Source organism: Nonomuraea sp. NPDC048892 (assembly GCF_040649735.1).
In the GTDB taxonomy this organism is placed as follows: Bacteria; Actinomycetota; Actinomycetes; order Streptosporangiales; family Streptosporangiaceae; genus Nonomuraea; species Nonomuraea maheshkhaliensis.
Genome location: NZ_JBEZFZ010000006.1, coordinates 353,992 through 380,066, shown reverse-complemented (window position 1 = coordinate 380,066; position 26,075 = coordinate 353,992). Strand labels below are relative to the sequence as shown.

The window sequence follows — 26,075 nt, the reverse complement described above, 5'->3', positions numbered from 1 at the left end:
CCTGAAGGAGGGGGATTCCCACGGTCGCCCATGGGCCTTCCTGCTTCACGGCCGGTCGCCCGCCCGAGAGGGGTCTCGTTGAGGTCTTACACCGGCTCCACAGGCGTTTCAGCTCTCCGCCAGCCCGGCGGCGAGCACGTTCCTGGCCGCGTTGACGTCCCGGTCGTGGACCGTGCCGCAGGCGCACTGCCACATCCGGACGTTCAGCGGCATCTTCTCTCGCACGGCGCCGCAGGCCGAGCACAGCCTGGAGGAGGGGAACCAGCGGTTCACCGCCACCAGCGTGCGCCCGTACCAGCGCGCTTTGTACTCCAGCATCGACCGCAACTGTCGCCAGGCCGCGTCCGAGATGGCGCGGGCCAGCGAGTGATTGCGAACCATGGTGCGGATGGTCAGGTCTTCCACGGCGATCGCTTGGTTCTCGCGAACAAGCCGTGTGGTGACCTTGTGCAGGTGGTCTGTCCTGCGGTCGGCGATGCGGGCGTACACCTTGGCCACCTTGAGCCGGGCCGTGGCCCGGTTGGCGCTGCCTTTCTCCTTGCGGGACAGGGCCCGCTGGGCTTTGGCGAGCTTGCGCCGGTCGCGGCGCTCGTGCCGGGGGTTGACGATCTTCTCGCCGGTGGACAGGGTGGCCAGCACGGTGATGCCCGCGTCCACGCCCACCGCCTGCTCTGCCGGAGCGAGCGGGGCGATCGTCTCCTCCACCAGGATCGACACGAACTAGCGCCCCGCAGCGTCCTTCGACACCGTCACCGTGGACGGCTGCGCGCCCTCCGGCAGCGGACACGACCACACGACGTCCAGCGGGGCGTCCAAACCCCGCCTGGAGATGGCGCAACGTCTGCTGCAAGGGCACGGACGACACCTCGCGCAGGAAGCCGAACTCGCCGCTGCGCTCTTCGAGGGCTTTGTTGTAGACGAGGCGGACGCAGCCGAACGTCCGGGCCAGCTGCGAGGCTTGCTCGGGGGTCGGGTAGAAGCGGTATTTGTAAGCCCGCTTCACGATCAGCGCCACGTCGCACATCGTATCGAACGATCAAGGGGAATTCGCGTGCTTGTTCGATATGGCGGTTCGGCTGGCAGCGAATCGCCTGTTCCTGCCCTGCTCCGCAGCGGTCCGGTTCCTCCTCCGCCTGAAGGCGGGGGTTTCCTCGGAGGTTTCTGATGACAAGAATTCTGGTGACGGGTGGTGCGGGATTCATCGGCTCCCACTTCGTCCGGAGCCTCCGCGACACGACCCCCGCCGACGCGAACGTGGACGTCACCGTTCTGGACAAGCTGACGTACGCGGGCAACCGGGCCAACCTCGACGGGGTCGAGCACACGTTCGTGCACGGTGACATCTGCGACGCCGAGCTGCTCGCCCGCGTCGTCCCCGGGCACGACCTGGTGGTCAACTTCGCCGCGGAGTCCCATGTGGACCGCTCGATCGAGGGCGCCGCGCCGTTCATGCGCACCAACGCGCTCGGCACCCAGACCCTGCTCCAGGCCTGCCTGGAGGCGGAGGTGCCGAAGGTGGTGCAGGTGTCGACGGACGAGGTGTACGGGTCGATCGACATCGGCTCGTGGGACGAGGCCGCGCCGGTGCGGCCGCGCTCGCCGTACGCGGCCTCGAAGGCGGGCGGCGACCTGATCGCGCGCGCCTACGCGGTCACGTACGGGATGAACGTCTCGATCACCCGCTGCGGCAACAACTACGGGCCCAGGCAGTACCCCGAGAAGGTCATCCCGCTGTTCATCACGAACCTGCTCCGGGGCAGGAAGGTGCCGCTGTACGGGGACGGCGGCAACGTACGGGACTGGATCCACGTCCGCGACCACTGCGCGGGCATCCGCCTGGTCGCAGAGCGGGGCGAACCCGGCGAGGTCTACCACATCGCCGGCACGGCGGAGCTGACCAACAAGGAGCTCACGACGCGCCTGCTCGAAGCCTGCGGCCGGGACTGGGACATGGTCGAGTACGTCGCCGACCGCAAGGGCCACGACCGCCGCTACTCCCTGGACGACAGCAAGCTGCGCGCCCTCGGCTACCGGCCGCAGGTCCCGTTCGAGCAGGGGTTGAAGGACACCGTCCGCTGGTACGCGGAGCACCGCGACTGGTGGGCGCGATGATCGCTCTTTTATGCCTGGAGGCGGCATGAGGTGGCTCATCACGGGGGCGGGCGGCATGCTCGCGAGCGACGTCCTCGACCGGACCGCGCTGACCGGCGATCCGGTGCTCGCGCTCGGCCGGGACGAGCTGGACGTCCGCGACCGGCGGGCGGTGCGCGACTTCGTCTGCGCCTACCGGCCGAGGGTCGTGCTCAACTGCGCCGGCTGGACAGCGGTGGACGACGCCGAGGCGAGCGAGGCCGACGCGCTGGCGGTCAACGGGACCGCCGTGCGCTGGCTGGCCGAGGCGTGCGACCTCGTGGGGGCGAGGCTCGTCCAGGTGTCCACCGACTACGTCTTCGACGGTGCCGCCGCGCTGCCGTACCGGGAGGACGCGCGGACCGGGCCGGTGAACGCGTACGGCAGGAGCAAGCTGGCGGGCGAGGAGGCGGCGCTGGAGCACGGGCACTACGTGGTGCGCACGGAGTGGCTGTACGGCGCGCGCGGTGTCAGCTTCGCCCGCACGATGATCCGCCTGGCCGGGGAGCGGCCGAGCGTGGACGTGGTGGACGACCAGCGCGGGCAGCCGACGTGGAGCGCCGACCTGGCCGACTATCTCGTCCGGCTGGCGCAGTCGGATCTGCCGCCCGGCGTCTACCACGGTACGAGCTCGGGGGAGACGACCTGGTGCGGGTTCGCCAAGGAGATCTTCGCGCTGCTCGGTGAGGATCCGGGACGGGTGCGCCCGGTGCCGTCGTCGGCGCTGTCGCGGGCGGCGGTGCGGCCGGCGAACAGCGTGCTGGCCCACACCCGGTGGCAGCCGATCAGGCACTGGCGCGAGGCCCTGCACGCGGCCTGGCCGGTGCTGGCGACGAGCCGTCAGCGGAGCGTGGCGTGAGACGCGACAAGAGCCACGAGCCCCGTGCGAATCACGAGCCCCGTGCGAACCGCGAGCCGTCAGCGCAGGGTCGCGTAGAACTCGGCGCAGGCGCGGTGGTCGGGCAGCAGCCCGCCGGCCAGCGCCTCCTCCAGGGTGGGCGCCTTGGCGTCCTTCTCCGACAGCACCGGCTCGACATCGGCCGGCCAGCCGATCGACAGGGCCGGATCGAGCGGATGGACCCCGTGCTCGCGAGCCGGCGCGTACGGCTCGGAGCACAGGTACGCGACCGTGGCGCTCGGGCTGAGCACCATGAACGCGTGCCCCAGGCCCTCGCCGATGAGGACCGCGGTGCGCGACTCGTCGTCGAGCGTCACGGCCTCCCACCGGCCGAACGTGGGCGAGCCCACACGCAGGTCCACGACGACGTCCATGACGCTGCCGGACAGGCACATCACGTATTTGGCCTGACCAGGGGGCACGTCGGCGAAGTGCACGCCGCGCAGCACGCCGTGGGCGGAGACCGAGCAGTTGACCTGGGCCAGGTCGAACCGCCGCGGCAGGTCGGCGGCGCGGAAGGCCTCGAAGAACGCGCCGCGGGGGTCGGTGTGGACGCGCGGCGTGTGGCGCCAGGCGCCATCGATGCCGAGGGGATCCATGGTCCGACAGTAACGAGAGCACCGGCCCCGGCGAAATATCAATCTCTTGGAGCGTGCGAATGATGACTTGCCGGTTATGCGGCTCGGCGGAGCTCGCCAGTGTGGTGGACCTCGGGGCGACACCTCCCTGCGAGCGCATCCTCACCGCCGAGCAGCTCGAAGAGCCAGAGCCGACCTATCCGCTGCACCTGCGCGTGTGCACGTCGTGCTGGCTAACGCAGGTTCCGCCACTGATCACCCCCGAGGACACCTTCACCGACTACGCCTACTTCTCCTCCTACTCCGCCTCCTGGGTCGAGCACGCCCGCGCCTTCGTGGCCGAGCTGGACCTGCGGCCGGACGCGTTCGTGGTCGAGGTGGCCAGCAACGACGGCTACCTGCTGCGGCACGTGGTGGACCGGGGCGTGCGCTGTCTCGGCATCGAGCCGTCGGTGAACGTGGGCCAGGCGGCCAGGGAGCGCGGCGTGCCGACGGTGACGGCGTTCCTGACCCCGGAGAGCGCCAGTGCCGTCGTACGGGAGCACGGCACCGCCGACCACGTGGTGGCCAACAACGTCTACGCGCACATCCCCGACGTGATCGGCTTCACGAAGGGCCTGCGGGCGCTGGTCGCCGACGACGGCGTGGTCTCGATCGAGGTGCAGCACCTGCTCACGCTGATGCGGCTGAACCAGTACGACACGATCTACCACGAGCACTTCCAGTACTACACGGTCGCCTCAGCCCGGCGCGCGCTGGCCAGTGGCGGGCTGACGCTGGTGGACGTGGAGCTGCTGACCACGCACGGCGGCTCGATCCGGCTGTGGGCCCGGCCCTCGGGCACGCCCTCGCAGCGGGTGGCCGACGTGCTGGCGATGGAGAAGGCGGCGGGGCTGCACGACCTCTCGGGCTACATCGACTTCACCGAGCGGGTGGCCAAGGTCCGGCGCGACCTGCTGACGTTCCTGGTCAACGCCGCCGAGGAGGGCAGCACGGTGGTCGGGTACGGGGCGCCGGGCAAGGGCAACACGCTGCTCAACCACTGCGGGGTCCGGCCCGATCTGCTGGCGTACACGGTGGATCGCAATCCGTACAAGCACGGCAAGTTCACCCCCGGGGCGCGCATCCCGATCTTCCCGCCCGAGCGCATCGCGGCCGATCGGCCCGACTACGTCCTCGTCCTGCCGTGGAACCTGCGGGACGAGCTGATCGAGCAGCTGTCCTACATCCGTGACTGGGGCGGCCGGCTGGTCTTCCCCATCCCCACACTGGAGGTCGTGTGAAGGTCGTCCTCTTCTGCGGCGGGTACGGCACGCGCATGCGTACGGGCGGCTCCGGCGACGTGCCGAAGCCCATGCAGCTCGTCGGCCCGAGGCCGCTGATCTGGCATGTCATGCGCTATTACGCGCACTTCGGTCACAAGGAGTTCGTGCTCTGCCTCGGCTACGGCGCCGAGCAGATCAAGAACTTCTTCCTGCGGTACGAGGAGACCGCCTCCAACGACTTCGTCCTGCGCCGCGGCGACGTCGAGCTGCTGGGCAACGACATCTCCGACTGGACGATCTCCTTCATCCACACGGGGATCGAGTCGTCGATCGGGGAGCGGCTGCGCCGGGTGCGCGAGCACCTGGAGGGCGAGGAGATGTTCCTGGCCAACTACGCCGACGTGCTCACGGACGCGCCGCTGCCGGAGATCATCGGCAGGTTCGCCGCGTCGGGGGCGGGCGGCACGCTCATGGCGGTGCCGCCGCCGGGCACCTTCCACTGCGTGGAGGTGGGGGAGAACGGGATGGTCGGGCAGATCACCGCGGTCACCGAAATGCCCTTATGGGTAAACGGCGGATATTTCGTCTTACGTCAGGAAATCTTCGACCACATCCCCGAGAACGGCGACCTGCTCGTGGACGGCTGCAAGGAGCTGGCCAAGCGCGGCCGCCTGATGGCCTACCCCTACCGCGGCTACTGGCGGCCCACCGACACCGTCAACCAGCGCATGGAGCTGGACCGGGCTTACATCCGCGGCGAGCGGCCCTGGGCACTGTGGGAGCGGGCGTGAACCGGCTCTTCCCGTCCGGCCTGCGCCGGATCGCCCTGCTGGCCGCCCACTGCGACGATCTCGCCATCGGCGCGGGCGGCACGCTCCTCGTCATGTGCACCGCGCACCCGGGCATCAAGGTCGACGCGCTGATCCTGTCGGGGGGCGGGACCGTACGCGAGGAGGAGGAACGCAACGCGCTGGCCGCCTTCTGCCCAGGCGCCGACCTGCGTGTCGAGGTGGGCAAGCTGCCCGACGGACGGCTGCCCGCCCACTGGGACGACGCCAAGGCCGCGGTCGAGGGGATGCGGCTGCGTACCGAGCCGGACCTGATCCTGGCCCCCCACGCGGGCGACGCGCACCAGGACCATCGCGGGCTGGCCCAGCTCGTGCCCACCGCCTTCCGCGACCACCTCACGCTCGGGTACGAGATCCTCAAATGGGACGGCGACCTCGGCCGGCCCAACGCCTACCAGCCGCTCGACCTGGCCCTGGCCGAGCGCAAGGTCAACCTGCTGTGGGAGCACTACCCCTCGCAGCGGCACCGCCCCTGGTTCGACAGGGAGGCCTTCCTCGGACTGGCCAGAATCCGCGGCATCGAGTGTCACGCACGCCATGCGGAGGCGTTCTACCTGCACAAACTCGCCCTAGATCTAGCTGGAGGCTGATCGGCATGCGTGTGTTACTCACGGGGCACCAGGGCTACCTCGGCACCGTCATGGCGCCGGCGCTGGCCCGGGCCGGCCACGAGGTGGTGGGCCTCGACTCCGGGCTCTTCGCCGAGTGCGTGCTCGGCCCGCTGCCCGACGACCCGCCGGGCCACCGGGTGGACCTGCGCGACGTACCGGCCGGGCTGCTCACCGGCTTCGACGCCGTGATCCACCTGGCCGCGCTCTCGAACGACCCGCTGGGCGCGCTCGCGCCCGAGCTGACCTACGACATCAATCACCACGCCTCGGTCCGCCTGGCCAGGCTGGCCCGCGACGCGGGCGTGCGCCGCTTCCTGTACGCCTCCACCTGCTCGGTGTACGGCGCCTCGGGCGGCGACGACCTGCTCGGCGAGGACGCCCCGCTGCGCCCGGTCACCCCGTACGCGGAGTCGAAGGTCCGCGTCGAGGACGAGCTGGTCGAGCTGGCCGACGCCGACTTCACGCCGGTGTTCCTGCGCAACGCGACCGCGTTCGGCTTCTCCCCGAGGCTGCGCGCCGACATCGTGCTGAACAACCTGGTCGGCCACGCCCATCTGACCGGGCAGGTCCGCGTGTTGTCGGACGGCACTCCGTGGCGGCCCCTCGTGCACGTGGCCGACATCGCCGACGCCTTCGTGGCCGCGCTCACCGCGCCGCGCCAAGCCGTGCACGCGAGGGCGTTCAACGTGGGCGGCGAGCAGAACAACCTGACCGTCGCCGAGATCGCCGAGCACGTCGTGGAGGCGGTGCCCGGCTCCGAGCTGCTGGTCACCGGTGAGACGGGAGCCGACCCGCGCTCGTACCGGGTCGACTTCTCCCGCATCCGCGCCGCGCTGCCGGAGCTGCACGCCCGCTGGACGGTGAAGGCAGGCGCCGTCGAGCTGGCCGACGCCTACCGGTGCCACGGGCTGACGGTCACGGACTTCCGCCAGCGCTTCACCAGGCTGGCCTGGCTGGCCGACCGGCGCGCGGCCGGCACGGTCTCCGAGGAGCTGCGGACGTGACGGGCGAGGAGATGCACGCCCTGGTGGAGCGGCTCTACCCGCTGTGCCGCTCCATCACGGGCGACGGCGTGCGCGCCACGCTCGGCATCGTCGGCGAGCACCTGGAGCTGAAGGTGCACGAGGTGCCCACCGGCACCCAGGTGCTCGACTGGACCGTGCCCAGGGAGTGGAACATCCGCGACGCCTACGTCAAGGATCCGTCAGGGGCCAGGGTGGTGGACTTCCGGCGGTCGAACCTGCACGTGGTGGGCTACAGCGTGCCCGTCTCGGCCGTCATGACGCTGGACGAGCTGCGCCCCCACCTGCACACGCTGCCCGAGCAGCCGGGCTTGGTGCCGTACCGGACCTCGTACTACGCCGAGACGTGGGGGTTCTGCCTGAGCCAGGAGACGCTCGACGGGATGGGCCCGGGGCCGTACGAGGTGGTGATCGACTCGACGCTGGCCGACGGGCACCTGACGTACGCCGAGCACGTCGTACGGGGACGCACCGACGAGGAGGTGCTGATCTCCTGCCACGTCTGCCATCCGTCGCTGGCCAACGACAACCTGGCCGGCATCGCCGTGGCCGTCGCGCTCGCGGGCCGGCTGCGTGAGCCCCGTTACACCTACCGGTTCCTGTTCGCCCCCGGCACGATCGGCGCCATCACCTGGCTGGCGCGCAACCGGGAGCGCACCGGGCGCGTTCGTCATGGGCTCACGCTGGCCTGCGCGGGGGATCCGGGGGCGCTGACGTACAAGCGCAGCCGGCGCGGGGACGCCCCCATCGACCGGGTGCTGGCGGCCGTGCTGCGCGACAGGCCGCACACGATCGCCGGCTTCTCGCCGTACGGGTACGACGAGCGGCAGTTCTGCTCGCCCGGCTTCAACCTGCCCGTGGGCAGCCTGACCAGGACGCCGTACGCGGGCTACCCCGAGTACCACACCTCCGGAGACGACGTGGGCTTCGTCTCGCCCCAGGCCATGGCCGACACCCTGGACGCGCTCTGGTCGGCGGTGGAGGTGCTGGAACGTGACGGCCGCTACCAGAACCTGAGCCCGTACGGGGAGCCGCAGCTGGGCCGGCGCGGCCTGTACGGCTCACTCGGCGGCAGAAGTGACACGAAACAGGCGCAACTGGCGATGTTATGGGTGCTGAACCTGTCGGACGGCGACCACGGGCTGCTGGACATCGCGGAGCGGTCGGGCCTGCCCTTCCAGGCGGTCGCCGAGGCGGCGGGCGCGCTGGAGGGCGCGGGCCTGCTCAAGCGGGTGGGAGAGAGCGCATGAACCTGCGGGTGGGGGACCTCGTCGAGGTGCGGAGCGAGGCGGAGATCCTGGCCACGCTGGACGAGCGGGGCGAGCTGGAGAGCCTGCCGTTCATGCCGGAGATGCTGGCCTTCTGCGGGCGGCGGATGACCGTGCACAAGGTGGCGCACAAGCTCTGCGACACCATCAGCCGCAGCGGCATGCGGCGGATGGAGCGTGCCGTGCACCTCACCGGGGCGCGCTGCGACGGCGGCGGGCACGGCGGCTGCCAGACCGCCTGCTCGCTCTACTGGAAGGAGGCCTGGCTCAAACGGGTCGAACCCGGCACGCCACAGGCCCAGGCCGTGCCCGAGGAGCGCCTGCTGAAGCTGGTCGAGGCCAACACCCGCAAGGGCGCGGACGCCTACTCCTGCCAGGCCACCGAGCTGCTCCGCGCCGCGCCCACGTGCCTGCCCTTCCGCGACCTCGGCCAGTACGTCACCGACGTGCGCAGCGGCAACGCGGGCGTGCTCGCGACCGTTCGCACGTTCCTCGTCGGGCTGTTCAACCGCTTCCAGGACGTCAGCAAGAAGGTGCTGCCGCGCCGCCTGTGGATCAGGGGCGGGCTGCGCTGGGGCTTCGTCCAGGGCCGCGCCGGCCGGGTCACCCCGACGGGCAGCCTGGACCTGCGGCCGGGCGAGCTGGTCAGGATCAAGTCCAAGGACGAGATCCTCGACACGCTCAACGACGACCTGCTCAACCGCGGCCTCGGGTTCGAGGAGGAGATGGCCCGCTACTGCGGCAGGACGGCACGCGTACGCGCCAGGGTCGAGCGCTGCCTGGACGAGAAGACCGGGCGCATGCTGACCATGAAGAGCCCCTGCATCATTCTCGACGACCTGGTCTGCGAGGGCGTCTACAACGCCAACTGCCCGCGCGAGTTCGTCCCGTTCTGGCGGGAGATCTGGCTGGAACGGGTGCCGGCCGGCGGGGAAGCCCCGTGAGCGAGGTCGGCGACATAGGCCGCAAGGCCGGGCGCGGCCTGCGCTGGAGCCTGCTCGGCAACCTGGTGATGAAGGCGGGCTCGTTCGTGATGAGCCTGGTCCTGGCCAGGCTGCTGGTGCCCGAGGACTTCGGCGTGTTCGCCATCGCCCTGGCCGCCACCCAGTTCGTCATCTACATCAACGACGCCGGGGTGATCGCGGCGACCGTGCAGTGGCGCGGCCGGCTGGAGGAGGTCGCGCAGACTGCCACCGTGGTCGCCATCGCGTCCAGCCTGGCCCTCTACGCCCTGTTCTGGGTGATCGCGCCGTTCTACGCGCGGCTGGCCGGCAGCGAGGACGCCACGTGGGTGATCCGCGTCCTCATGGCCACCAACGTCGTCTACGGGCTGACCGCGGTCCGCAGCGCCGCGCTCATGCGCAGGTTCGAGCAGGACAAACTGGCCTGGGCGAACCTGGCCGGCTTCGTCGTCAACGCCGGCGTCTCCATCACGCTGGCCGCGAACGGCGCCGGGGCCTACAGCTTCGCCTGGGGGCAGCTCAGCGGCGGGGTGCTCACCGGGCTGCTCGTGGTCGTGCTGGCCCGGGTCAAGATCGAGCTCGGCTTCGACCGCGCGCTGGCGGCCCGGCTGCTGCGGTTCGGGCTGCCGCTCTGCGTCAGCCTGGGCATCGAGGGGCTGCTGCTCAACATGGACGCTGTCATCGTCGGCGACGTGCTCGGGCCGGTGATGCTGGGCTTCTACCTGCTCGCGTTCAACATCTCCAGCTGGGTGCCCGGCCTCATCGGCACCGCCATCCGCTACGTCGCGCTGCCCAGCTTCGCGCGCCTGGCCGAGGAGGGCGAGGAGTCGATGCGGGAGGGCGTACGGCAGGCCGTGCCGCTGCTGGCCGGGATGGTGCTGCCGATCGCCGTGCTGATGGGCACGCTCGCGCCCGCGGTCGTGGAGTTCCTGTACGGCACGCCGTGGCTGCCCGCCGCCCAGGTGCTGCGCTTCCTGGCCATCGTGATGGCCGTGCGCATGCTGACCCTGCTCATCACCGACATCCTGGCCGCGCTCGGCCGGACGAAGTCGACGATGTGGGTCAACCTGTGCTGGGCCGCCGCGCTGCTGCCCGCCCTGCTGGCCGGCGCCAGGCTCGACGGCATCGAGGGCGCGGCCGTGGCGCACGCCGCCGTCGCGGTGCTGGTGGCGCTGCCGCTGCTCGCCGTGGCCCTGCGGCGCTCGGGCGTGCCCGCGCGGCTGTTCGGCGCCGGGCTGGCCCGGCCGCTGCTCGGCGCGGCGCTGGCCGGCGGCGTCATGACGGGGCTGGCCACGGTGATCGACGGCCCCTTCTTCGAGCTGTGCGTGGCCGGCGGGGCGGGGCTGCTGCTGTTCGTGCTCGTCGTGGTGCCGCGCGCCGTGCTGAAGCGACTCGTACGCCAAGGGAGGGTCCATGCGCGACTCTGAGCTCGTCTCGATCGCCCTGCCGGTCAGGAACGGGGCCGGACGCCTCGAAGGCGTGGTCCGCTCGGTGCTGGCCCAGGATCATCAGCACATCGAGCTGGTCATCTCCGACAACGCCTCCACCGACGCCACCGAGGAGCTCTGCCGCGACCTGGCCGCCGGCGACGAGCGGATCGTCTACCACCGGCACCCGCGCAACGTCGGCCTGCTCGGCAACTTCACCCACGCCGCCAGGATCTCGCGCGGCGCGTTCATCCGCTGGATCGGCGACGACGACCGGCTGGAGCCCTCCTGCGTCTCGCGTGCCCTGGCCGCCTTCGCCGCCGACGAACGCCTCATCCTCGTCACCAACCAGGTGGCCTACACCCGCGACGGCGGCCAGGTCACCACCACTCCCTACCCGGGTCCGGGGGAGGGCGCGGCGGCGGGCGCCGGGCTGGGCTCCGACGACCCGGTCGAGCGGTTCGCCGAGATGCTCAGGCTGCTCAACGAGAGCCCGTTCCTCATCGACCCGCTCTACGGGCTGCTGCGGCGCGGGCCCGCGACCGAGATCCCCCGGCGCAACATGCTGCGCGAGGACGAGGTCTACGCGGCCAAGCTGGCGCTGGCCGGGCCATGGGCGCACGTCCCCGAGGTGCTCTCGCACCGCAACTGGCGGACGGAACGGATCACCCGCCTGGCCGGCCGCCTCGACGTGCCGTCCTGGCAGTCCCATCTGGCCAACACGCTCCAGTGCAGGGAACTGCTGCGCTGGCTGCACCAGGCCGAGCTCACCGACGCGCAGCGCCGCCGGGCCCGTACGGAGGTGCTGCGCATGTTCGCACGACGCCAGCGGCGCACCATCGCGCACAGGAGCCGCAAGCTCCTCTCCATGGTCCGATTTGTGTAACACGTCCGATGAACAGAGCGATTTCCCATGGAACGAGAAGTGACGGGGGCGGAAAAGTGCGCTTCTGGAGGACCGTCCTTGGACTGGCCCGGAAGAAGTTCGTGGGGCCGCCTGTCGTCATCGCGGCCGTGGGACTCGCCCTGGCCGCCTACTTCCTGATGCCGAGCCGGTACGTCTCCACCGCCTCCATGGTGCTCACCGTGCCCGCCACCGGCGGCACGCTGGAGACCGAGCCGCAGAACCGCCCGGGCCTGACCAACCCGCTGCTGCAGTTCAACGACGCCCTGCGCACGACCGCGGGCATCCTCATCCTGGCCACCAACACGCCCGACGTGTACGCCGAGATCGGCGCGCCGGAGAACGGGCCCACCGCCGTGATCATCAACGACGGGCGGACCAACCCCGACCTGCTCGGCATCAGCACCAACGGGCCGTTCGTCTACGTCGAGGTCGAGAGCGACTCGCCCGCCACCGTGCGGGAGGTCATGCGCAAGGCCCAGTTGCGGGTACGGCTGGAGCTGGCCAAGCGGCAGACCGCGCTCGATGCGCCGATCAGCACGCACATCGCGATCATGGACGTGATGCCGCCCTCCACGCCCAAGGCGGCCATCGGCGACCGGCTGACCGTCGCGGCCTTCGGCGGCGCGTTCGGGGTGGTCGGCGGGATGGGGCTGGCCTACGCCGTCCAGCGCGTCCGCTCCGCGCGGCGGGCCGGCGCGGACGTCGCACCCGAGCCCGCACCCGAGCCCTCACCTTCGGAGGAACCGGCGGAGGCTTCGCAGGGCGTCTGGGCCGAGGTCGTCGCCGAGCAGCCGGTGGCGGAGGGCGCCGCGGCGGTCAACGGCTCCAGGTCGCGTCTGCCCATGATGTCCGGGTTCCCGCTGACGGTGGACGAGCTGGCCGAGGAGACCACCGGCCCGATCCAGGTCATCAAGACCGACGCGGAACCGGCCGGAGACGGGCCGGCCGACCCTGCACCGGCCGACCCTGCACCGGCCGAGGTGGAGCCGGTTCAGGCGAGCGCCGTCCCTGAAAAGGCCGAGCCCGAGAAGGACGGGCCCGAGAAGGACGGGCCCAAGGAGGACAGGCCCGAAGAGGACAAGCCGGACGAGGACGGGCCGAAGAAGGGTCAGCTCGACTCGACGACCTGAGCGCACCGCGCGATGGCGGCCGCCCTGGCCTCCGCCGGCGTGTGCGACTTGGCCGAGATCATCATCCCCACCGCCTCCTGCGGCAGCCGGTCGGCGAAGGCCACGGCCTGCGCCACGTCCCACGGCTCGTGGTTGTAGCTCAGGTGGCAGATCGTGGTGTTGATCGGCGGGTCGGCCTTCAGCACCTCGTCCACGAAGACGCCGTACAGGATGAACTCGGAGACGTGCATCTGGGAATTGAACGCGTCGAGCCAGTCGCGGCCGGTCACCTGGGTGATGCGCCGCTGCATGGCCCGCACGATCTCCGGGTCCCAGAACGTCAGCGCCGTCACGTAGTCGGGCAGCGGCGGGGGCGGCGGGGACGGCAGGCCGAGCAGCTCGCGGGCGACCCGGTGCCAGATGACGTGCCGCTCCATCTCGGCCGTGACGCCGTTCTCCAGCCGGTACAGGCACAGCCGCCCGTCCACGGTGAAGGACGCGGCGCTGGTCGGGCGGACGAGTACGGCGTCGGAGTCGACGATGAGCATGGCGTCGGCGTCGATCAATCCGGCGGAGGCGATCTTGACCGTCTGCTGCATCACCCAGCCGCGCAGCGGAGGCCAGGGGCGGCGGTAGTTGACGTACAGGTCGGCGCCGGGCAGCCGCAGGTATCGGCGGGGCAGCAGCTCCGAGCGGATCCACACGTGGCAACGCGGGCCTTCGAAGCGGGCGAAGGCCGCACGGTCGCTCGGCGGGACGAAGACGTGGTGGATGGTGTCCTCGGAGGTGAACTCCAGGACGGAACGGTGCAACTCGGCGAACAGCTCGGCGTCCAGGGCGTAGGACGGGGTGATGACCGCCAGCTTGCTCACGGATGACTCCCATCGGGTCCGGTGATCTGGGAGCATCGCTCGATCGCCGCCGATCTGACCGCCATGGGCGTGCCCGACTTGGCCGAGATCATCATGCCCACCGCGTCGGGCGGCAGCCGGTCGGCGAACGCGATGGCTCCGGCGTGGTCCAGAGGGGTGCGATCCCACCGGCTGTGGCAGATCGCGGTGCTGACCGGAGGCGCGGCCCGCAGCACCTCGTCCACGAACACGCCGTAGACGATGAACTCCGAGACCTGGAGGTAGGAGGTGAAGGCGGCCAGCCAGTCACGCCCGGTCGTCTCGGTGATGCGCTCCCGCATGGCGCGCACGACGGCCGGATCCCAGCACGCCAGCGAGCTGACGTAGTCGGGCAGCGGCAGCGGCGCGGGCCCCGGCACGCCCAGCAGCTCGCGGGCCACCCGGTGCCAGGTGACGTGGTCGGTCATGAGCTCGTGCACGCCGCCGTCCACCCGGAACATGCTCACCTGGCCGTCCTGGATGAACAGATCGGGCGTCGCCTCGCGTACCAGCACCACGTCCGAGTCGGCGACCAGCACGACCTTGGCGTCGAGCCGCGCCGTGACCGCCATCTTCACCGCCTGCTGGGCCACCCAGCCGCGCAACGGCGGCCAGGGGCGTACGGGATCGATCCACACGCCGGTGAACGGGACGTGCGCGAGGCGGCGCGGCAGGATCTCGGCGTACGTCCAGATTCGGCACCGAGGGCCCGAGAAGCGGGCGAAGAGCCGCCGGTCGGACGGCGGCACGATCACGTGGTGGACGGTGTCGTCCGAGGTGTGGTCGAGGACCGAACGGTGCAGGTGGGCGAAGAGTCCGGCGTCGGGAGCGTACGTGGGCGTGACGACGGCCAGTGCGCTCATCGGATACCTCCGAGGAGACCCCCGCCTTCAGGCGGGGAGGAACCGGACCCCTGCGGAGCAGGACAGGGGCAGCCGATTCGCCTCCAGGCGAACCGGAATATCGAACAAACGCACGAGTATTTCTTGATCGTTCGGTATGATGTGGGACGTGGCGCAGATCGTGAAGCGGGCCTACAAGTGCCGCTTCTATCCGACTCCCGAGCAAGCCTCCGAGCTTGCCCGGACGTTCGGCTGCGTCCGCCTCGTGTACAACAAAGCCCTGGAGGAGCGCACGCGCGCCTACACCCTGCAAGGCAAGCGCGTTTCCTACGGGGAGTCATCGGCGATGCTCACGGAGTGGAAGCGCAGCGGCGAGTTCGGCTTCCTGTCGGAGGTGCCGTCTGTGCCGTTGCAGCAGACGCCTGTGGAGCTGGTGTCAGACCTCAACGAGAGTCCTTCTCGGGCGGGCAACCGGCGGTGAAGCAGGAAGCCTCACGGGCGACCGTGGGAATCCCCTCGTTGACGAGGGGGAGGATGTCAAGAAAGGTGATCTCCGTCCCGCCGAGTTGAAGATGTCCCCTTGTATCCATATCGGTGACCCATAGCTGGTGTTACAGCGTTTGTGTAACGCTCCACCCCGGTTTGGCCGACATGCATGAGGCGGGATTCACAGGGAGGACGCGTGGATTTCTGGGGGACTCTGCTCGTCCTGGCGCGTCGCTGGTACGTGGCCGTCCCCGCCTTCCTCGCGGCCGTCGGCGCCGCCTTCTACGCCTACTCCACGGTCCCGGTCACCTACACCACGACCGCGGTCCTCGTGCTCACCGCGCCGAACAGCGGCGGCACCCTCCCGTCCGATCCCGATCAGCCCCTTCTCCAGGTCAACCCGCTGCTCAACTTCGACCACGGGCTCGACGTGGCCGCCTCCATCCTGATCAGCGTCATGAGCACGCCGGACATGGTGGCGGAGATGGGGGTCACCAGCGGGGGGCCGACCACGTACGCGGTGACCAACGGCACCAACAACCTGGAGTCGCTGGCCACGGGGCCGCTGGTGTTCGTGGAGGGGGAGAGCCTGGCGCCGCAGGAGGCCACGGCGATCGTGCGCAAGGCCGTCACACGGATCAGGCAGGAGCTGAACGCGCGGCAGCGGCAGGTGCAGGCGCCCGTGGGGACGTACATCACGGTCAGCGAGGCCGTGCCGCCGACCAGGCCCGCGCCGCAGCAGGGCAGGAAGCTGCGCTCGGCGGCGGCGGCGCTCGGGCTGGGGGTGATCGCCTCGCTGTGTGCCTCGTTCGCGGCGGAGAGCCTGGCGGCGCCGCTCGGCGCCCGCCTCGCCGGACGCCGCCTGCTCCGGGGCCGCCTGCTCCGGGGCCACCGGCGCGACGCCGGCGAGACGCCTTCGGCTGAGACGCCTCAGACCGGGACGCCTGCTGAGATGCCGGACCCGGCCGAAGCCGGGAAGACGGGGGCGTGACCGATGGCCGCCCCCGCAGACGTCCGCGCGCCCGCGCCCGGGACCGCCCGGCGTCCCGGTGGGCCGCCGCTGCCGGGGCGGGCCGACGGCGCGACCGTGGCCGCCGTGTTCGCCGCCGTGCTGCTGATCGTGCCGGCCCGGCTCGTGCTCAAGGGCCTGCCCCTGTCGCTCACCCCGGCCAACGTGGTGAGCCTGGGCGCGGCGGTGCTCTGGCTGTGCGCGCAGCTCACGCTCACGCTGGGGGCGGCCAAGGGCCGCAACCCCGTGCGTACCGCCCTGTTCGCCTACTTCACCTCGATGGTGGCCACCTACGGGTTGTCCACCTGGGGGTACATGGACTCCGACGAGCTCAACCTGAGCGATCACTCCTTCGTCCTGGTGATCGCCACGGTGGGCCTGGCGCTGACGGTCTGCGACGGCGTGCGCGGCAGGCACCGGCTGGACCTCATGCTCAAGACGCTGGTGGTCTGCGGAGCGGTGATCTCGGTGATCGCGGCCCTGCAGTTCCTGCTCTCGATCGACCTGACCAGGTTCCTTGAGCTGCCGATCCTGCGCTACAGCAGCGAGGGCGACTCGTTCGTGCTGGAACGGGCCGACCTGCGCCGAGTGGCCGCGACCACCGGCCATCCGATCGAGTTCGGCGTCACCTGCGCCATCCTGCTGCCGCTGGCCGCCCACTACGCCACCCGGGCCCGGCTGCGGGCCGAGCCGGCGCTGCGGTGGTGGGTGTGCACGGCGCTGATCGGGCTCGGCCTGATGTTCTCGGTGTCGCGCTCGGCCATGCTGAGCCTGCTCGCCGTGGGCGTGGTGCTGTTCGCGGGGTGGTCGTGGTGGCGGCGGCTGGCCACGCTGCTGGTGGCGGCCGGGTTCCTGGTGGTGATCAGGGTGGCCGTGCCGGGCCTGCTCGGGGCCATCACGGGGCTGTTCACCGACCTCGGCAACGACGAGAGCATCCAGTACAGGACGCACGACTACGCCGTGGCCGCCCAGCAGATCGGCCGGCACTTCTGGCTCGGCCGGGGCCTGGGCACCTGGTACGCCCCCAAACACCAGATCTTCGACAACCAGTACATCCTGTCCATGGTCGAGACGGGCCTGTTCGGCACCGTCACCTTCGCCGCGCTGTTCGTGGTGGCCTGTTACGCGGCGCTGCGGGCCAGGCACCTCAGCGCCGACCCGGGCGACCGCGACCTGTGCCTGACGGTCGCCGCCTGCCTGGTCGTGCCGCTGGTGGGCTCGCTCACCTTCGACCTGCTGTCGTTCGCGACCGTGACGGGCCTGGCGTTCATCCTGGTCGGCGCGGCCGGCGCCCTGCTACGGGCGGCCAGAGCGGATCAGCACTCGGCTCAGCAGGCGGATCGGCAGGCGGATCAGCTCTCTCCCGCGCAGGCCAGCGGGCCGACGATCGAGGTGACCCGATAGTTCTCGTCGATGGTGACCAGCTCGTTGCCGGCCCACTCCGTCCGCCCGCACTCGGAGTCGGTCGGCCCGTACACCCAGGACTTGTCCACCAGCTTGTTGCCGCGCACCACCTGCCTGCCGCGGGCGTTGCGCACTTGGAGGCTGTAGGTGCCGCCCATGATGAGGTTGTCGGTGACGGTCACGTCCTCCGACTTCTCGTCCACCAGGAAGATCGGCGCCGTGATGTGCTCGGCCTCGCGCTGGTCGACGGTGTTGTGGTGGAACAGCAGGCCCTTGCCGCCGTTGTAGGCCTGGATGCCGTCGGAGTGGTCGCCGGACCGCGAGCAGAGCTTGACGAAGGAGTCGCGGATCTCCACGTCGTCGCCGGAGACGCGGAAGCCGTCGCTGTGGCCCTGCACCAGCACCCGGGTGGCTTTGTACTTGTCGTAGCCGATCGCGGGCAGCGGCTCGCACTTGGCCGTGGTGCCCACCGTGGAGTCGGCGATCGTGAACCGGAACGACTCGGGCCCGTCGGCGTTGATCACGTCGCCGTCGACGACGCTGTTGGTGATCGTCACGTCGTTCGCGTGGATCAGCAGGTGCCCGGGAATGTGCACGCCGTCCAGCACGGTGCCGTCGGTCTGCACGCGGTAGGCGACGTTCTCCGTGTTGAGCTCGACCTCTTTCAGCTTGACGCCCTTGGGCGCGCCGGTGCAGGCGGGCGTGGGGTGGTCGGGGCAGGAGGAGCCGTCCGGCCGGACGATCACGGGGGAGGGCGCCGGGGTCGGCGTCGCGGCCGGGGCCGCGTCGCAGCCGGCCGGGGCCAGCGCCGCGGCGAGGAGCAGGAGATGACGTGCGCGCATGGCCGCCTCTCAGGCGCCGAGCCGGGGCAGCAGCTCGGCCCAGGAGCCCGCGTCCAGGTCGCGCGGGCTGACCTCGGCCGGGGGAAGGGGCCAGGCTATCCGCAGGTCCGGATCGTCGTACCGGACCGCGAGGTCCTCGCTCGGATCGTGCTCCCTGTCGATGCGGTAGCAGGTGTCGGCGGGCTCGGTCAGCGCCTGGAAGCCGTGCAGCAGACCGGGGGGCACGTACAGGGTCAGGAAGTCCTCGTCGTCCAGGCGCACCGCCATGCTCCGGCCGAACGTGGGCGAGTGCGGCCTGGCGTCCACCAGCACGTCGTGCACCGCGCCCCTGGCACAGCGGACGAGCTTGGCCTCCCCTCTGCCGGAGCGCCCGTGCAGGCCGCGGATCGTGCCCAGGCGCGACCTGGACTGGCTGTCCTGGATGAACGCGCACGCGTCCAGCCCCGCCGCGGCGGCCGTGGCGGCGTCGAACGTTCTGGTGAACAGGCCGCGGCTGTCGCGGTGCGGCGACGGCCTGAACAGCAGCACCCCGTCGAGCTCGCCCTGCTCCACTTTCATGCTTCGTCCTTCCGGGAGGGGGTCTGATGAAGGCGTCGGTGAGCGTCGTGATTCCGGCGCACAACGAGGAGACGGTCATCGGGGCGGGGCTCGACGCGCTGCTCGCGGGGGCGGCGCCGGGGGAGTTCGACGTCGTGGTGGTGGCCAACGCCTGCTCCGACCGTACGGCGGCGGTGGCGGCGCGGCCCGGCGTGCGGGTGCTGGAGACGCCCGTGCCCGGCAAGGTCCACGCGCTGCACCTGGGCGACGCCGCGTGCCGGGTCTTCCCCCGGGTCTACCTGGACGCCGACGTACGGATCGACGCGGCCTCCGTACGGGCCCTGGCCGAGGCGGTGGCCCGGCCGGGCGTGCTGGCCTGCGCGCCCGTGCCCGAGTGGGACCTGAGCGGCGCCGGGCCCGTGGTGCGGCGGGTGCACCGGGTGCACGACCGGCTCGTCGCGCCGTCGCGGGCGCTGGCCGGCGTGGGCGTGTACGTGCTCGGCGAGCGCGGCCACGAGCGCGCCTTCCCCCTGCCCGACGTGATCTCCGACGACGGCTGGGTGGACGGTTGCTTCACCGGCGCCGAGCGCGTCGTGGTCGCCGAGGCCCGGTCTCTGGTACGCCCTCCGCGTACGGTCCGCGCCCACTTGCGCCGGCGGATCAGGGTGCGCAGGGGCAACCGCGAGCTGGCCGCGCTGGGCCGGCCGGGCCGGGCGCTGCGGTTGTCCGCGCTCGGAGCGCTGCTGGCCGGGCGCCAGGTCAGCCCGCTGGACGCCGCCTGCTACCTGGCGGTGCTGGCCGTGGATCGGCTGCTCGCCAGGCTCCGCGGCGGCGCCACGGGCTGGGGCACCGACGCGGGCAGCCGTCATCGCGACCCCGCCGGCGACCCCGCAGCGGACTCGTAGGCGTCGACCTCGTAGGTGGCGGCCGTCATCGCGCACCCTTGCGCGGTGCCACGGCGGCCTCGTATGCGGCCAGGAGCGCGGTCTCCGAGTGGTCCCAGGACAGCGGCCCGGCCACCCGTTCCCGGCCGATCTCGCCCATCCGCCGCCGCTCCTCCGGGTCGTCGAGCAGCCGGGAGATCAGCTTGGCGAACTCCGACTCGTCGTTGGCGGGCGCGTACAGCGCCGCCTCGCCCGCCGACACGCGGGCCTCGCGTAACTCGAAGGAGACGATGGGCCTGGACATGGCCATGTACTCCATGACCTTGTTCATCGTCGAGACGTCGTTGAGCGGGTTGAGCGGATCGGGCGACAGGCACACGTCGGCGGTGGACAGGTAACGCATCAGGTCCTCGTCCGGGATGCGTCCCGTGAACTCGACGCAGTCGTCCAGACCCAGCTCGCGGGCCAGCCCGACCATCGCGTCGAACGTGTCGCCGCCGCCGACGAACACCGCGTGCCAGTCGGCGCGCCCGTGCTCGTCCCGCAGCCTGGCCAGGCTGCGCAGCGCGTAGTCCACACCGTCCTGCGGGCCCATCACGCCGAGGTAGCACAGCAGGTACGGCTTCCCGCGCCGTACGGACGCGTCCGGCGGCACCTGGTGGAACCGCTCCACCACGGGCGCGCTGCGCACCACGAACACCTCCTCAGGACGCTTGCCACCCCGGGAGAGCGCGACCTGCCGGTAGCTCTCGTTGGTCGCGATCACCACGTGCGCCGCCCGGTACGTCATCCGCTCCATCCACGACACCGCGCGGAAGAGCAGGTCCCGGCCCCGGCCGAAGCGCGACAGGTACAGCTCGGGCACCAGGTCGTGCTGGTCGAAGACGTACCGGGTGCCCCTGCGCCGCATGGCCAGCGCGAGCAGGAAGAACAGGTCCGGCGGGTTGCACCCGTGCACGACGTCGAACCGGCCGAGCCGCCGGGCCAGGCGGAAGGTGTGCCAGAGGGCGGAGCCGTACTCGCGCAGGAAGCCCGCCGGGCCGCCGGTGGCGGCGCGCAGCGGGTAGCGGTGGATGTGGACGCCGTCGATGACGGCCTCCACCTCGGTGTCCTGTTTGGCCCCCTTGGGGCAGATGACGTGCACCTCCCAGCCGGCCTGGCGCAGCGCGGTGCTCTCCTGCCAGACACGCCGGTCGAGTGGTACGGAAAGGTTCTCGACGAGGATGAGCGCTCTACCACCCAATGCCTGTGTAGTCCTTTCTGCCCCGTTGGGTTTCCGCGTCCGGGATGCGGACGAGGTCCACGATCGTGCGGTCGTCGGCCTGGTCCAGGGCGGCGAGCACCCGCTCGTCCAGGCACCCGACGACGCACACCTCGGCGTGGTCGAGCACCTCCTCGGCCGAGTCGCCGAGCAGGTCGCCCAGGTGCGGCAGCCGTTCGGCGATGTAGGCGCGGTTGGCGCCGACCAGCCGTGACAGGGTCACGTTGGCGTCGTAGATGCGCAGGTCGTAGCCCTTACCGAGGAGCCGTTCCGCCAGCTCCACGAGCGGGCTCTCGCGCAGGTCGTCCGTGCCGGGCTTGAACGACAGGCCGAACATGCCGATCCGGCGCCGGCCCGAGGCGGTGATCAGCTCGAAGGCGCGCTGCAGGTGCGCCTCGTTGGCGGGCAGCACGTGCGACAGCAGCGGGATCGACACGTCGGCCTTCCTGGCCGCGTAGACCAGCCCGCGCAGGTCCTTGGGCAGGCAGGAGCCGCCGAAGGCGAATCCTGGGCGCAGGTAGGCGGGGCTGATGTTGAGCTTGCGGTCAGCCAGGAAGACGTCCATGACCTGGTGGGAGTCCAGGCCGAGGGCCTGGCAGATGGCGCCCATCTCGTTGGCGAAGCCGATCTTGACCGCATGAAACGCGTTGTCCGCATATTTCGTCATTTCGGCTACGGGGACGGGGACCCGGAAGACGTCGCCGGGCAGGCCCTCGTACAGGGAGGCCACCACGTTCCCCGTCCGCTCGTCCGACTCGCCGATCACCGTCTTCGGCGGCGCGAAGAAGTCGCGCACGCTGGTGCCCTCGCGCAGGAACTCGGGGTTGACCGCCACCCCGAAACCGGTGCCCGCGCGCAGGCCCGACGCCAGCTCCAGGATCGGCACCAGCAGCTCCGCGCAGGTGCCGGGCAGCATGGTCGAGCGGAAGACGACGACGTGTCCCGGCCGCAGCGCCCGGCCGATCTGCTCGGCCACCCGCTCCAGGAAGGTCGTGGACAGGCTGCCGTTGGGCGCCGACGGCGTGCCCACGCAGACCAGCGACAGCTCGGTGGCCGCGACCGCCTCGGCCGCGTCCGTGGTGGCGCGCAGCGCGCCGCGAGCGGTCGTCTCGGCGATCAGCTCGCCGATGCGCTCCTCGACGATGGGCGCGTGCCCGCCGTTGATGAGGTCGACCTTGGCCGGATTGACGTCCACGCCCACGACCTGATGTCCCATGGAGGCCAGGCAGGCGGCCGAGACGCACCCCACGTAGCCGAGCCCGAAGACACTGATCCGCATAGCCGCCCTCCGTTGGACCGTCTACCGTGGACCGCCTATGTGGAGGGCAAAGCGCGATTTCCCCCGCCTCCAAGGGATATGTCGGGTATGCCCTTTGGAACGTTACCGATTTCTTCCGGCGCGGAGGGATCGCACGACCGCCCTGGCCCTGGTGCCGACGGCGGCCGCCCACCGGCGGGCCGGATTCCTGGTCACGATGCCCTGGCAGACCACGCTCTCGCCGGTCCTGGCCCGCCGTTTGTACTCGTCCTCGCCCCGCCCGAGGTCGATCCTGGCGATCCCGAGCGACGGAGCGGCCGCGACCAGTTCGCGCAGCAGGATCCAGCCGGGGGACAGCTTGGCGAACGCGGGGTCGTAGACGGGGAACCACCAGTGCAGCACGCCGCCCGACCTGAGGCCGAAGTGGGCCGCGAGCAGGTGCGGCCCGGCGCGCAGGGTGGACAGCACGCCGCCGAAGCCTGGATCGCGGGTATCGAGCAGGGCTTCGAGCAGCTTGATCCGGCCGGGCTCGGCGAAGTAGTCCTGGGCGCCGGTGGCGGCGTACTGGGCCCGCTTGAGCTCGATCACCCGCGCCAGCGCCCCGGCGTCCACCGCGTCGGCCTCGAACCTGACCGCGCCCAGATCCCGCTCGGCCCTGGCGGCCCGGCGCCGCGCCTGCCCCATGTTGTCCTTGCCGCTCTTCGAGGCCCGGCCCAGATATCCGGTCAGCCCGCCGGTGACGTCCAGGTAGGGCGATGGCCGGCGCGAGAGCACCCACCGCTCGAAGCCGGGGGCGTCCGGCACCAGATGGTCGAAGGCGTAGCCGCCCGCGCCGTTCCCGAGCAGGTCGAGCGGCCGGAAGGCGGCGCCGGCGGCCAGGATCGGCCCCTGGAAGTCCGCTCCCGGCCAGCCGGCCGGGCGCAGCAGCCGGCCTTCGCGGTGGTGCGGCACGAACACGTCGTTCCCCACGGCCACGTGCACGGTGTGCCCCGAGGCGTGCACGGCCGCGGAGAAGCCGGGATGGAAGTACGGGCTGTCCAGCGCCGGGTTCGCGGCCCGTACCGCCTCCCAGGCGTCCAGCTCGGCCGCGGTCAGCTCGTCGAACGCCTTGACCCGCAGGCCGCTCACTGCGGCAGCGCCGTCATGCGCCGCGAGGGCCGCAGCAGCGCCACCACGCTGGCCCTGGACGTACGCCGCCCCGCGAGGGCCCGCACCGCCTCACCCGCCAGCACGGCCACGTAGTACGCCGTCCCGCGCACGGGCCCGTGCCGCCGCCGGAACAGCCGTACCTTGTTGACGACCAGCAGCGACGCCAGCACCGGATCGATCCCTGAGGCGCCGCCGATGTGCTCGATCACCGAGGCGGGCTCGTACCAGGTGGCCCAGCCCAGGTCCGCGGCGCGCAGGCAGTAGTCCGTCTCCTCGCTGTAGAGCAGGAACGACTCGTCCCACGCCCCCACCTCGCGGATCATCCGCGGCGAGAGCATCAGCGCCGCCCCCGTCGCCCAGGCGAACGCGCCCGGCCTGGCGTAGTCGCGCGGGTCGGTCACCAGCTCGCCCACGGTGCCCATGCGCCCGGCCAGCGCCCCGCCGACCACCGCCTCGGCCACGGCCCGGCCCACCGTGGGCATCCGGCGCAGCGAGGGCTGCAGCGTGCCGTCCGGATTGACCATGTACGGCACCACGATGCCCAGGCCCGGCCGCTCCAGGCAGTCCAGCAGGGGAGCGACGGCCCCAGGACGCAGCCGGCAGTCGGGGTTGAGCACGTAGACGCCGTCCAGCCGGTCGAGGTCGAGCGCGGCGATCCCGGCGTTGATGGCCGCCGCGTATCCGGCGTTCCTGCCCACCTGCACCACCGTGACCGGAAGGCCCGCCCGCTCGGCCAGCGCCGTGGAGTCGTCCTTCGAGGCGTTGTCCGCCACCACGACCGCGGCCAGCTCCACCCCGGCCGCGCCGGACGGCAGCGAGTCGAGGCAGCCCTGGAGCACGTCCGCGCTGTTGTAGGTGACGATGACCACCGCGACCCTGCGCATCAGCGCACCCGCTTGTACAGCCGCATGCCGAGCTTGCCCGCCCGGCGGGCCGGCGACGGCCCGGAGAGCACTCCGTCGATCCACGCGGCGTCCAGGTCACGCCGCAGGCTGGTCCGCGGCTGCAGCCACGAGCCCGCTCTGGCCCTGCCGCCGTCGCTGGTGTAGGCGCGGGTCACCCCCGCGCGGCGTAAGCGGCGCAGCACCCGTCTGTCGTAGGAGCCGAACGGGATCGCCACCCTGGACACGGGCGTGCCGGTCAGCTCGCCGAGCACCTCGCAGGCCCGGGTCAGCTCCTCGCCCGCCTGGGCCGCGTCCAGCGTGCGCCAGTCGCGGTGCGCCCAGCCGTGCGAGCCCACCCGCATGCCCGTGCCGATCAGCTCGCGCACGCCGCCGGCGTCGAGCCGGCCCGGCTCGCCGAGCAGCCCGGCCAGGACGAAGAACTCCGCCTCCAGCCCGCGCTCCAGCAGCCGGGGAAGCGCGATCTCCACGTCGGAGGCGTTGCCGTCGTCGAACGTGAGGCGTACGTCGGGCCGTCCCGCCACCGCGTCGACCACCCGCTCGAACTGCTCGACCGACACCCACGTCTGGTCCTCGTCCCGGTCGAGCTCCCGGGTGGTGCCGCCGATGCCGTGCACGGTCAGATTGGTCACCGCACGCATCCCGCCCCCTGATCAGAGTGCCGCCGAGAGTGTTATCGCCGCCCGGGATGGACCGTTACAGGCGACTTGTGTGCCAATCGACCGTCCGTCTCAGGCCCTCCTCCAGGGAGGTGACCGGCCGCCAGCCGAGGACGCGGGCGGCCGGCTCGACGTCGGAGCGCTGCGCGCGGTCCAGCGGGCGGGCGGCCACCGCGCCGTACACGGGCCTGGCGGGCCCGCCGACGATCTTCGCCAGCAGCTCCGCGGTGTCGTGGATGGAGACCGGCTCGGGCGTGCCGATGTCGAGCACGTGCCCGGCCGCGTCGCCGTTCGCGCCCGCGCGGACGAACGCCTCCACCACGTCGTCCACGTACACCCAGGTGATCAGCCTGGTCCCTGAGGTCAGCTCGGGCGCCTGCCCGCGCAGCAGCGACCGCGTCACGTACGGCACCAGCCTGGCCAGGTTCGGCTCGCCGGGGCCGTAGACCATGGCCACCCGCAGCACCGACACCGGCAGCCCCCACAGCGCGTGGTACATGCGCGCGTACCCGGTCGCCGCCGCCTTGGCCGCCGCGTACGGCGAGCCGGGCGCCTGCCCGTCACGCGGCTCCTCCACGGACCCGGCCAGCACCACGCTGCGCACCGGCGTGCCGGTCAGCGCGGTCAGCAGGTTCACCGTGGCGCCCAGGTTGCCCGCCAGGGTGGGCGCCACGGTGGCCGGGTCGCGCACCCCGGTGACCTCGCCGGCCAGGTGGAAGACCACCTCGGGCTCGACCCGCGCGACCAGCTCCGCGACGGCTTCGGCGTCGGTCAGGTCCACCACGTGCCGGCCTTCCGCTTCGGGTGGGCGGCGGCTCACCGTGTGCGTCCGCGCGCCCAGCTCCGTCAGGCGCCGGACGAGGTGGGAGCCGATGAACCCGGTCGCGCCCGTTACCAGGGCCCGCGTTCCGTGCCAGGCGGACATGC

General features: G+C 71.5%; 25 protein-coding genes and 2 pseudogenes. 15 read left to right on the top strand and 12 right to left on the bottom strand.

From position 1 onward, the window contains the following. Nucleotides 1-22: 22 nt before the first annotated feature. A pseudogene (locus AB0C28_RS22895) lies at nucleotides 23-1,024 on the bottom strand (RNA-guided endonuclease TnpB family protein); the annotation flags it as partial. Nucleotides 1,025-1,164: 140 nt separating this feature from the next. Here AB0C28_RS22895 and rfbB point away from each other — a divergent pair. Further along, entirely contained in the window at nucleotides 1,165-2,112 is a 948-nt protein-coding gene (gene rfbB / locus AB0C28_RS22890) for a dTDP-glucose 4,6-dehydratase (protein ID WP_358077102.1), read from the top strand. 25 nt (nucleotides 2,113-2,137) lie between these two features. Next, nucleotides 2,138-2,989, top strand: coding sequence for a dTDP-4-dehydrorhamnose reductase (gene rfbD / locus AB0C28_RS22885; RefSeq protein WP_358077099.1), 852 nt, complete (start codon nucleotides 2,138-2,140; stop codon nucleotides 2,987-2,989). A 59-nt stretch (nucleotides 2,990-3,048) separates the two neighbouring features. On the opposite strand, the gene rfbC is transcribed toward rfbD, so the two are convergent. Beyond that, nucleotides 3,049-3,627: a dTDP-4-dehydrorhamnose 3,5-epimerase gene (gene rfbC, locus AB0C28_RS22880; RefSeq protein ID WP_357846219.1), complete on the bottom strand. Its 579-nt coding sequence runs from the start codon at nucleotides 3,625-3,627 to the stop codon at nucleotides 3,049-3,051. 59 nt (nucleotides 3,628-3,686) lie between these two features. Here rfbC and AB0C28_RS22875 point away from each other — a divergent pair, with 59 nt between their 5' ends. The 9 genes from AB0C28_RS22875 to AB0C28_RS22835 all read left to right on the top strand — a co-directional run bounded on the left by AB0C28_RS22875 (nucleotide 3,687) and on the right by AB0C28_RS22835 (nucleotide 13,046). Then, nucleotides 3,687-4,889, top strand: a complete 1,203-nt coding sequence (locus tag AB0C28_RS22875; RefSeq protein ID WP_358077386.1) for a class I SAM-dependent methyltransferase — start codon at nucleotides 3,687-3,689, stop codon at nucleotides 4,887-4,889. Continuing rightward, complete coding sequence (locus AB0C28_RS22870) at nucleotides 4,886-5,662, top strand: sugar phosphate nucleotidyltransferase (RefSeq protein ID WP_357846215.1); 777 nt, start codon at nucleotides 4,886-4,888, stop codon at nucleotides 5,660-5,662. The genes AB0C28_RS22875 and AB0C28_RS22870 overlap by 4 nt, the downstream gene beginning before the upstream one ends. Further along, entirely contained in the window at nucleotides 5,659-6,309 is a 651-nt protein-coding gene (locus AB0C28_RS22865) for a PIG-L family deacetylase (RefSeq protein ID WP_346101020.1), read from the top strand. Before AB0C28_RS22870 ends, AB0C28_RS22865 begins: the two co-directional genes overlap by 4 nt. Before the next feature lie 5 nt (nucleotides 6,310-6,314). Beyond that, on the top strand, nucleotides 6,315-7,334 hold the full coding sequence (locus tag AB0C28_RS22860) for an SDR family oxidoreductase (RefSeq protein ID WP_357846212.1): 1,020 nt from the start codon (nucleotides 6,315-6,317) through the stop codon (nucleotides 7,332-7,334). Next, a complete protein-coding gene (locus AB0C28_RS22855) occupies nucleotides 7,331-8,602 on the top strand; it encodes a DUF4910 domain-containing protein (RefSeq protein WP_358077095.1) in 1,272 nt (423 codons plus the stop codon). Before AB0C28_RS22860 ends, AB0C28_RS22855 begins: the two co-directional genes overlap by 4 nt. Beyond that, a complete protein-coding gene (locus AB0C28_RS22850) occupies nucleotides 8,599-9,564 on the top strand; it encodes a hypothetical protein (protein ID WP_358077092.1) in 966 nt (321 codons plus the stop codon). Before AB0C28_RS22855 ends, AB0C28_RS22850 begins: the two co-directional genes overlap by 4 nt. Further along, on the top strand, nucleotides 9,561-11,009 hold the full coding sequence (locus AB0C28_RS22845; protein WP_358077089.1) for an oligosaccharide flippase family protein: 1,449 nt from the start codon (nucleotides 9,561-9,563) through the stop codon (nucleotides 11,007-11,009). The genes AB0C28_RS22850 and AB0C28_RS22845 overlap by 4 nt, the downstream gene beginning before the upstream one ends. After that, the gene (locus AB0C28_RS22840) at nucleotides 10,996-11,895 is read left to right on the top strand and encodes a glycosyltransferase family 2 protein (protein ID WP_358077086.1); all 900 of its coding nucleotides are present in this window, start codon (nucleotides 10,996-10,998) and stop codon (nucleotides 11,893-11,895) included. The genes AB0C28_RS22845 and AB0C28_RS22840 overlap by 14 nt, the downstream gene beginning before the upstream one ends. Nucleotides 11,896-11,996: 101 nt before the next feature. Next, nucleotides 11,997-13,046 carry a hypothetical protein gene (locus AB0C28_RS22835; RefSeq protein WP_358077083.1) on the top strand — a complete coding sequence of 350 codons (1,050 nt, stop codon included), beginning with the start codon at nucleotides 11,997-11,999 and terminating at the stop codon, nucleotides 13,044-13,046. Here AB0C28_RS22835 and AB0C28_RS22830 read toward each other — a convergent pair. Together AB0C28_RS22830 and AB0C28_RS22825 are read right to left on the bottom strand one after the other, a co-directional pair. Next, a complete protein-coding gene (locus AB0C28_RS22830; protein ID WP_358077080.1) occupies nucleotides 13,025-13,897 on the bottom strand; it encodes a DUF6492 family protein in 873 nt (290 codons plus the stop codon). The genes AB0C28_RS22835 and AB0C28_RS22830 overlap by 22 nt on opposite strands. Continuing rightward, the gene (locus AB0C28_RS22825) at nucleotides 13,894-14,778 is read right to left on the bottom strand and encodes a DUF6492 family protein (RefSeq protein ID WP_358077077.1); all 885 of its coding nucleotides are present in this window, start codon (nucleotides 14,776-14,778) and stop codon (nucleotides 13,894-13,896) included. The genes AB0C28_RS22830 and AB0C28_RS22825 overlap by 4 nt, the downstream gene beginning before the upstream one ends. 148 nt (nucleotides 14,779-14,926) lie before the next feature. On the opposite strand from AB0C28_RS22825, the pseudogene AB0C28_RS22820 reads away from it, so the two are divergent. The 3 genes and pseudogenes from AB0C28_RS22820 to AB0C28_RS22810 all read left to right on the top strand — a co-directional run. After that, a pseudogene (locus AB0C28_RS22820) lies at nucleotides 14,927-15,175 on the top strand (helix-turn-helix domain-containing protein); the annotation flags it as partial. Between the two features lie 264 nt (nucleotides 15,176-15,439). Continuing rightward, a complete protein-coding gene (locus AB0C28_RS22815; protein ID WP_358077073.1) occupies nucleotides 15,440-16,234 on the top strand; it encodes a hypothetical protein in 795 nt (264 codons plus the stop codon). 3 nt (nucleotides 16,235-16,237) lie between these two features. Continuing rightward, complete coding sequence (locus tag AB0C28_RS22810; RefSeq protein WP_358077069.1) at nucleotides 16,238-17,656, top strand: O-antigen ligase family protein; 1,419 nt, start codon at nucleotides 16,238-16,240, stop codon at nucleotides 17,654-17,656. Here AB0C28_RS22810 and AB0C28_RS22805 read toward each other — a convergent pair. Together AB0C28_RS22805 and AB0C28_RS22800 are read right to left on the bottom strand one after the other, a co-directional pair. After that, on the bottom strand, nucleotides 17,605-18,498 hold the full coding sequence (locus tag AB0C28_RS22805) for a hypothetical protein (protein WP_357846193.1): 894 nt from the start codon (nucleotides 18,496-18,498) through the stop codon (nucleotides 17,605-17,607). The genes AB0C28_RS22810 and AB0C28_RS22805 overlap by 52 nt on opposite strands. Before the next feature lie 9 nt (nucleotides 18,499-18,507). Then, entirely contained in the window at nucleotides 18,508-19,056 is a 549-nt protein-coding gene (locus AB0C28_RS22800) for a dTDP-4-dehydrorhamnose 3,5-epimerase family protein (RefSeq protein ID WP_358077066.1), read from the bottom strand. A gap of 38 nt (nucleotides 19,057-19,094) precedes the next feature. On the opposite strand from AB0C28_RS22800, the gene AB0C28_RS22795 reads away from it, so the two are divergent. Continuing rightward, nucleotides 19,095-19,940, top strand: coding sequence for a glycosyltransferase (locus tag AB0C28_RS22795; RefSeq protein ID WP_358077063.1), 846 nt, complete (start codon nucleotides 19,095-19,097; stop codon nucleotides 19,938-19,940). 25 nt (nucleotides 19,941-19,965) lie between these two features. Here the strand turns inward: AB0C28_RS22795 and AB0C28_RS22790 are convergent, their stop codons facing one another. The 6 genes from AB0C28_RS22790 to AB0C28_RS22765 all read right to left on the bottom strand — a co-directional run bounded on the left by AB0C28_RS22790 (nucleotide 19,966) and on the right by AB0C28_RS22765 (nucleotide 26,073). Next, entirely contained in the window at nucleotides 19,966-21,162 is a 1,197-nt protein-coding gene (locus AB0C28_RS22790; RefSeq protein WP_358077060.1) for a glycosyltransferase family 4 protein, read from the bottom strand. Next, nucleotides 21,152-22,459 (bottom strand): nucleotide sugar dehydrogenase, encoded by a 1,308-nt coding sequence (locus AB0C28_RS22785; RefSeq protein ID WP_358077057.1) that lies wholly within the window; start codon nucleotides 22,457-22,459, stop codon nucleotides 21,152-21,154. Before AB0C28_RS22785 ends, AB0C28_RS22790 begins: the two co-directional genes overlap by 11 nt. A 102-nt stretch (nucleotides 22,460-22,561) precedes the next feature. Beyond that, complete coding sequence (locus tag AB0C28_RS22780) at nucleotides 22,562-23,566, bottom strand: GNAT family N-acetyltransferase (RefSeq protein WP_358077054.1); 1,005 nt, start codon at nucleotides 23,564-23,566, stop codon at nucleotides 22,562-22,564. Continuing rightward, the gene (locus tag AB0C28_RS22775; RefSeq protein WP_358077051.1) at nucleotides 23,563-24,471 is read right to left on the bottom strand and encodes a glycosyltransferase family 2 protein; all 909 of its coding nucleotides are present in this window, start codon (nucleotides 24,469-24,471) and stop codon (nucleotides 23,563-23,565) included. Before AB0C28_RS22775 ends, AB0C28_RS22780 begins: the two co-directional genes overlap by 4 nt. Continuing rightward, nucleotides 24,471-25,130 carry a polysaccharide deacetylase family protein gene (locus tag AB0C28_RS22770; protein ID WP_358077048.1) on the bottom strand — a complete coding sequence of 220 codons (660 nt, stop codon included), beginning with the start codon at nucleotides 25,128-25,130 and terminating at the stop codon, nucleotides 24,471-24,473. Before AB0C28_RS22770 ends, AB0C28_RS22775 begins: the two co-directional genes overlap by 1 nt. A gap of 55 nt (nucleotides 25,131-25,185) precedes the next feature. Further along, nucleotides 25,186-26,073: an NAD-dependent epimerase/dehydratase family protein gene (locus AB0C28_RS22765; RefSeq protein ID WP_357846177.1), complete on the bottom strand. Its 888-nt coding sequence runs from the start codon at nucleotides 26,071-26,073 to the stop codon at nucleotides 25,186-25,188. Nucleotides 26,074-26,075: the final 2 nt, after the last annotated feature.